7 protein-coding genes are annotated in these 7,502 nt (G+C 46.6%); 1 reads left to right on the top strand and 6 read right to left on the bottom strand.

Annotation, left to right across the window (positions count from 1 at the left end):
- Nucleotides 1–512 (bottom strand): substrate-binding domain-containing protein (locus tag BQ9856_RS07895; RefSeq protein WP_139348771.1); only part of this gene is annotated, 512 nt, incomplete at its 3' end.
- A gap of 141 nt (nt 513–653) precedes the next feature.
- Between BQ9856_RS07895 and BQ9856_RS07890 the strand changes: the two genes are divergently transcribed.
- Nucleotides 654–1,106, top strand: coding sequence for a CYTH domain-containing protein (locus BQ9856_RS07890; protein ID WP_077610537.1), 453 nt, complete (start codon nt 654–656; stop codon nt 1,104–1,106).
- 179 nt (nt 1,107–1,285) lie between these two features.
- Here the strand turns inward: BQ9856_RS07890 and BQ9856_RS07885 are convergent, their stop codons facing one another.
- The 5 genes from BQ9856_RS07885 to BQ9856_RS07865 form a co-directional block, all read right to left on the bottom strand.
- Nucleotides 1,286–2,284 carry a galactose/methyl galactoside ABC transporter permease MglC gene (locus BQ9856_RS07885; protein ID WP_077610536.1) on the bottom strand — a complete coding sequence of 333 codons (999 nt, stop codon included), beginning with the start codon at nt 2,282–2,284 and terminating at the stop codon, nt 1,286–1,288.
- Nucleotides 2,281–3,837, bottom strand: a complete 1,557-nt coding sequence (locus BQ9856_RS07880) for a sugar ABC transporter ATP-binding protein (RefSeq protein WP_077610535.1) — start codon at nt 3,835–3,837, stop codon at nt 2,281–2,283. The genes BQ9856_RS07885 and BQ9856_RS07880 overlap by 4 nt, the downstream gene beginning before the upstream one ends.
- A 321-nt stretch (nt 3,838–4,158) precedes the next feature.
- Nucleotides 4,159–5,283, bottom strand: a complete 1,125-nt coding sequence (locus tag BQ9856_RS07875) for a galactose ABC transporter substrate-binding protein (protein ID WP_077613300.1) — start codon at nt 5,281–5,283, stop codon at nt 4,159–4,161.
- Nucleotides 5,284–5,474: 191 nt separating this feature from the next.
- Nucleotides 5,475–6,497, bottom strand: coding sequence for a galactose ABC transporter substrate-binding protein (locus BQ9856_RS07870; RefSeq protein WP_077613299.1), 1,023 nt, complete (start codon nt 6,495–6,497; stop codon nt 5,475–5,477).
- Nucleotides 6,498–6,513: 16 nt separating this feature from the next.
- A complete protein-coding gene (locus BQ9856_RS07865) occupies nt 6,514–7,485 on the bottom strand; it encodes a substrate-binding domain-containing protein (protein ID WP_200801277.1) in 972 nt (323 codons plus the stop codon).
- Nucleotides 7,486–7,502: the final 17 nt, after the last annotated feature.

Here is a 7,502-nt window from a genome sequence, read left to right as displayed (position 1 = left end):
TACGTTCCCGCCTGTCTGGAATCTGTTCCAATACAGGACACTGCCATGTGGTTCTCCTGCCACCGCTTCCGTTCCGCCTCCGGAGGCTCACGGTTAATAAAGACCAGAGGAACCCCTGCCTGGCTGCAGGCATCGGCAAGCCCGCCCGCTGCTAAAACTTCAACAGGATTCACAATGATCCCGTCACACCCCTCCGAAAGAAACTGTCTGACCTGCCGGTTCTGCTCTTCCTGGTCTCCGCCGGCATTGCGCATGATCACTTCCGCATGATAGGTTTCTTCCAGGTATTGTTTTAACTCGGATCGATAGAGTTTCATAAATGTATCATCATAGCGATAGATGCTCACCCCGATTTTTGGCCCTTTTTCCTCGACGCTTTCTTCCGTTCCCGCTTCTGATGCCGAACCTTCGCTGCCTCCTTTTTCCTGACTCAAAGGAGCGCAGCCCTGGATCAGGCATACTGCCCCCAATAGGAAAAAAAGTGTGAAAATCCGTCTATTTAACCGTTTCATATTCTTATTCTCCTGTATTTTACTGTATTTTTCATATTACCACGTTTTCCTGCTTTTTGCCACCATCTTCTATTTTTTGTACCCATGTGGTATACTAACAGCATTTGGCAGTGCAAGACACTGAAACAGGAGGATTTATCCATGGAAATAGAACGTAAATATTTGATATCCCGGCCGCCGGCCTGTTACACTTCCTACCCTCATCACTTCATAGAACAGGGTTATCTCTCAACCGATCCCGTAGTCCGCATCCGCAGGGAGGATGAAGCATTTTACCTCACTTATAAATCAAAGGGCCTTTTGATCCGTGAGGAATACAATCTTCCCCTGACCGCAGATTCCTATGAACACCTGATCCGAAAGGCCGACGGCCACATCCTGACCAAAAAGCGGTATCTGATTCCCGCAGAAGGCTCGGATCATCTGATCATTGAACTGGATATCTTTGAGGGACGGTTTGAAGGCCTTATGTTAGCTGAGGTGGAATTTCCCGACAAAGCTGAGGCGGAAAGCTTCATTCCTCCTTCCTGGTTCGGTGAAGACGTGACATTTTCGGGAGAATATCAGAACAGCAGGCTGAGTCAGCTGCCGTAGCCGTCTTAATAGAGAGCCAAGCCGCAGGAGTCCGAAGAGGTTACTGGCATTATAACACTTTTGACAATATAACAGAAAAAGAATCGAAGCGAAGGCTGAATATTCCATAAGATTTCACTGCCTTCGCTCCGATTCCTATTTTAACCCCGGCAGAATACTGCACGACGTTTTTTTAGAAACTATTTCTTTGCAATATACTTTCTGATATCCAAAGCAATCGCTACCACGATAACGATACCCTGTGCAATATACTGATAGTTGGTATCAACGCCCAGATACTGTAAGCAGGTCTTTAAAATCTCGAATACCAGAACACCGATCAGAACGCCTGATACTTTACCGATACCGCCGTTTACGGAGACACCGCCGATGGTGCATGCCGCTATGGCTTCCAGTTCCCAGCCCATACCCATGTTAACCGAGGAACCGCCGGATTTTGCACCAACCAGGAAACCGCCCAATGCGTAAAGGGCTGCTGCTGTCACGTAGATGATGATTTTCGTTTTATTTGTATTGACGCCGGAAACTTCTGCTGCCTGTTCGTTTCCGCCGATGGCATACATATATTTGCCGTGTGGTGTTTTGTTGTAAACAAACCATATCACAAGGCCGATTGCCAAAGCGATTAAGAACAAGTACGGAACCACCCCGAAAAGCCTGCCCTTTGCTACTTCCGTGTAAGCCGGGCGGTAACCGCCGATTGGTGTCGCATTGGTATAGACCAGGCAGACGCCGTAAACGATCAACTGCATGCCCAAAGTTCCGATGAAGGCAGGAACCTTAAGGTAGGAAATAACCATACCATTGATTAATCCGAAAATTGTGCAGATACCGATACAGATCAACAGTACAACGAATACCCACCAGATTCCGAAATCAGGAAGATTCGGAAAGAATTTGCCGCTGTAACCCGGTTTCTGAAGCAGAGTACCGGCAATACAGGCAGAAAGGCCTACCATACGTCCTGCAGAAAGGTCCGTACCTCTTGTAATCAGACATCCGGATATGCCGCAGGCGATGATAAAACGCGGTGCTACGTTTAAAGCGATGTTTTTAAAGTTATCAGGTGTCCCAAATGACGGCTGCTTAATTACCGTAAAGATAGCCAGCAAGATGAGAACAACGATGATTCCATTATTAATAAGAAAATCCTTTATATTAATCTTCTTAGCTGTCATGACTTAACCTCCTGTGTAGAATTTTCCGTTGCTTTATCGTTTAAATCGAATTTCGTGGCAAATGCCATGATCTTTTCCTGGGTTGCCTCTTCATCCTCTACCTCTCCGGTAATACGTCCGTTGCACATGACGATGATCCGGTTTGACATGCCGATTAATTCCGGCATTTCGGAAGAAATCATGATAATCGATTTTCCCTGCTTAACAAGGTCAATCATGATCTGGTAAATCTCAAATTTTGCACCGACATCAATCCCTCTGGTCGGTTCATCCATAATAAGAATATCCGGGTTATTGGCCAGCCATCTGGCGATGATCACCTTCTGCTGGTTTCCGCCTGACAGGGACTGAATAAGAGTTCTGTCACTGGGTGTCTTGATGCTCAGCTTCGCGATGCTGTCCTTCACCACTTCCCCTACTTTTCTGCCGTTAATGGTCCCAATCTTTGTATAATTCCGGTAAGAGGCAATTGCAGTATTATCCGCAATGCTTAAGCAGCCGAAAATGCCGGTCCCGCGTCTGTCCTCTGTTATCATCCCCACAGAGTCATTGATGGCATCCTGGGGCCGTTTGATGACAGCCTTCCTGCCAAGTACCTCGATTTCCCCGCTTGAAATGTGACGCATTCCGAATACCGCTTCCATAAGCTCTGTTCTCTGGGCGCCTACCAGGCCGCCGAATCCCAGTATTTCCCCTCTCTTAAGCTCAAAGGAGCAATCCTGGAAGGAACGTTCATGAATGCTGCTCAAATGGCTTACCTTTAAAACAGTTTCATCCGTCCGGTAATCATCATTCGACGGATAGACATTGCTCAGCTCCCGGCCTACCATCTGCTTCACGATTTCATCATCGGAGATGTCCTTTACTTCCCAGGAGCCTACGTATGTTCCGTCACGCATAATTGTAATATCATCGGCAATCTGCCGGATCTCTGCCATCTTATGGCTGATATATATCATAGAAACACCGCGGGATTTCAAATCCCTGATAATACGGAACAGCGCTTCTACCTCATTATCAGTCAGTGATGAGGTCGGCTCATCCAGAATAACCAGCTTTGCATTCTGGCTCACCGCCTTTGCGATCTCAACTGACTGCATTTGTCCTATTGATAGGGTCCCAAGCTTTGCCTTGGGGTTGAAATTCATTCTTACATCTTTTAACCATTTTTCCGCTTCCGTATTCATGGTTTTATGGTCGACTATTTTAAGGGGACCGATTTTTATTAAGGGATATCTTCCCAGGTACATATTTTCCGCAATCGAACGCGCCGGTACCGGCTGCAGCTCCTGATGCACCATGGCGAGCCCTTTGTGAAGGGCGTCGTCCGGGTTTACAATATTAATCTTCTGCCCGTCAATAAAAACCTCTCCCTCATCCATTTTATAAATGCCGAAAAGACATTTCATAAGGGTCGATTTGCCTGCTCCGTTCTCGCCCATCAGAGCGTGAACGGTACCGGGACGTACTTTTAAGTTGATTTTATCAAGCGCTTTGACGCCAGGGAAGGATTTGCTGACCCCAACCATTTCCAGTCTGTATTGCTCCGCCATCCCGTTTCTCCTTTCCTATTTATTGCCCATGTTTTCTGGGCATAAAGGGATACCTGTAAGGTGTTTCCTATTTATTGCCCATGTTTTCTGGGCGTAAAGGGATACCTGTAAGGTGTTTCCTATTTATTGCCCATGTTTTCTGGGCGTAAAGGGATACCTGTAAGGTGTTTCCTATTTATTGCCCATGTTTTCTGGGCAGGGCCCGCCCCGTTTTATCGGGCGTAAAGGGATACCTGTAGGTATTTCAATTGATTATTTCGGAAACTTTTAAAAATCGGGTGTGCCTTACCGACACACCCGCTTTCAACCGGCTGCTGGAAATTATTTTAATTTATCAAGAATTTCCTGAGCATTATCCTTGGTAACTTTAATATAGTCTACCATGTTTACATTATCAACTGATTCACCTTTCAGGAACTTAACAGCCATATCGCTTGCTTTCTGAGCCTGTGAGAAGTGATCGTTGAATACAGTACCTGTCTGTTTATCATCAATAACATTCTGAACAGCCTCTGTTAACGCATCAACACCTACTAAGTAGATATCTTTGTTTACAGTGCGTCCTGCTGCCTCGATTGCCTGCAAAGCACCAAGTGCCATGGCATCGTTGTTACAGAAGATCACTTCGATCTGGTCGCCATACTGTGTCAAAGCATCCTGAGCGATCTGCTGGGCCTTTGCCTGATCCCAGTCACCACGCTGCTTTAACAGTTCTTTTACCTGCATGCCTGATTCAGTAAGAGCCTTTACAGAGAACTCTGTTCTGTACTGGGCATCTACGTTCTCCGGATCGCCCTGGATCATGATGTAGGTAACCACGCCGTCACCGTTAATATCACCCTTATTGGAGGTTTCAAGGATTTCTTCGCCCTGATAGGTACCGGACTGCCTTGCGTCACAGCCTACATAAGTAGCGTTTATCTTTTCATCCTTCCATCTCTGCTCTTCTTCCGTATCCGGCTCACGGTTGATGTATACAACCGGAATCCCTGCCTCTTTGCACATATCTGTGATTTCCGGAGCAGAAGAAGCCTGCACAAGATTTAAAATCAATACATCGTATTTCTGAGTAATGAAGTTCTGTATCTGGTTTGTCTGCTCAGCCTGGTCACCCTTCCCATCCTGAATTACAACATTTTCTTTCTTAAAGCCCAGATCTTCGGTTAAATAACGCTGAAGCTCTGTCCGGTAAAGTGTCATAAAGTTATCATCGAATTTGTAAATGGAGATACCGACCTTTTTGTCAGCTAGATCTCCCCCGACAGCTTCCTTCGCTGCTTCAGCGGTAGTTTCTGCTGCGCTGGAATCTTCCTTTTTCGTCTCTGCCGCCGTAGTCGATTCTGACGGTGCTGCCGTTGTCCCCTTTGAACCGGAACCACAGCCGGCCATAGAAAATACCATTGCTGACGCAAGGCCTACTGCTAATGCCTTCTTCAATAATCTCATGATAAATCCTCCCTTATCATTATATTTTTTATCGATTGGTGCTTTTACCTCATCGACATGCACATTATAACTTTCTTTTGTGCAGTTTTCCATATAATATTCTTGGGATATGTATCGATTTTTTTAGATTTCCCATGTTACCATCAAATTTTTTCGATAATTTTACCTATTATGCACAATGTCAAACCGGATTACCGGGCGGTCAGAGCCTTCTGACCGCATTCATAGTACTTATCCCGGTTCAGTTTTATCGTTTCCTGTACATTTTGACCAAGAGCCTCTGCAGCTGCAATTTTAAAAATCACATTGGCATATTCCACGCTGTCGCACTGGACCGTTCCGAAGAGCTTCCCCGTACGCAGCCCTTCAAGCCCCTGAGGCGTCCCGTCAATCCCCACAATCTTAACCGGCCTGGTATCCCCTTTCCGTTCTAAAGCATCCGCAGCACCTAAAGCCATGTCATCATTGTTGCAGATTACCACCTCCACCTGATCCGGGTATTCCGTCAGCCACTGCTCCATCCAGGCAGACGCCTGGCTTCTGTCCCAATTGGCGATTCCTCCTGTGATTTTTTCAAGCGGTACCCCGCCATCCTTTAAGGTCTGGATGGACCATTCGGTCCGGATAAGGGAATCCTGATGACTGTTCTCTCCCTCCAGGAGAACATAGCCGACTTTTCCATCCCCGTTTAAATCAAGAGAGGACGGATCTTTTTGATAGGCTTCCACCAGGATATTTCCCTGAAGAGTTGCAGACTCCTTCGCATTTTCCCCCACGTAGTAAAGCTTTTCCCAGCGCCGCATGTCCTCCTCTACCGGCTCCCGGTTAAAAAATACCACAGGCAGGCCGGCATCCATCGCCTTTCCTATAATATTGGATGCCACCGAACGGTCCACGATATTCACACAAATTGCGTCATAGCCCAGAGATATGAAGCGGTCTACCTGGCTGTTCTGGGTATTCTGGTTTCCCTTTGCATCCACGATTTCCATAACCACTTTAATCCCGGTCTCTTTTTCATATTCCTTTGCCTGCTCCTCAATGTTTCCCCGGAGTGTATTAATAAAGGAGTCGTCGCCCCGGTATAAGGTCACACCGATGCGTATGGATTTCTTTTCCTGCCAGCCCCCTTCTTTCCTGCTCTGATAAAACACTCCCCCAAAGACAAGCAGCAATATCATTGCCGCTGCCAGCATACAGTATCGTTTCTTCATGTTCCCATCCCCCATCTCAATCAATCGGATATAAGATTTTTTCAAATCGGCTTTCCCGCAGACCGGCCTTCCTGATATAATGTGAATCCAAAACAATCTGCTCCCGCTCCAACCCCTTGTGAACGGCTTCCACTGCCTTTACTATACTCATATATCCTGCGTCAAACTGGTCACTTACTACCAGCCCTTTTATGATCCCCGTATCCAGTTCCGTTAACAGCTTTGTAGTACTGCCAATTCCGTAAAGCCCTGTGATATAATTGCCGTATACCGGGCTTCCCGCTATGATATCGGCTGCTTCATCAAGGCTTTTCACATCAATGGCCGCAATGACCGCCTTCCCGCTTCCCGGATACACCGCAGCCTCAATGGCCTGCCGGAAGACATCATCCGCCTTTTTCTCGTAAAGCTTCATGGAAAATCCGGCCTCTGCAAGCGCTTCTGCAAGCCCGTCATAAACCTCCCTGTTGTACCCATACTCAAGCCCTTCCGTAAATATCCATACAGGCAGGCCGGAGGGATTCTCCGCTGCAATTGCCTGGCCAAGCTTTCTCCCTTCCTCCTGATAATCCGGAGCGATTCCGCTTTGAACCCGGTCATTTGGGAATAAATTCCCCATAATGACGGCAGGGCTGTTTAAAATCATATCCTCCATTTTTTTTGCACATTCTACCGGTTTGACAGGGATCAAAACCACTGCGGATGCTCCGTCATCGATCTCCCGTTTGACCAGCTCCATCTGCTGACCGGCATCCCCCTTCTCGTAGAGGGTAATAAAGCTGACATCTACATTATATTCCTCCGCAGCTTTATCTACTCCCTTTCTGAAATTGACGTAATAATCATCAGAGGTGTCGCTGATGATGACGGATACCGGATATATTTCTGTTTTCTTCTCCTTGATGATCAAATCCGTGGAAGACAAAAGAAACAGGACTACAAGTACTCCCGCCATCAGAGTCCATAATAATTTTTCTTGTTTTGTCATGATCTTTTCCTTTTTAT

The sequence above is a fragment of the Clostridium sp. Marseille-P2415 genome (genome assembly GCF_900155545.1).
Classification (GTDB): domain Bacteria; phylum Bacillota; class Clostridia; order Lachnospirales; family Lachnospiraceae; genus Lacrimispora.
Note: the sequence above shows the minus strand (reverse complement) of the source record. Positions and strands in the feature narration are given on the sequence as shown.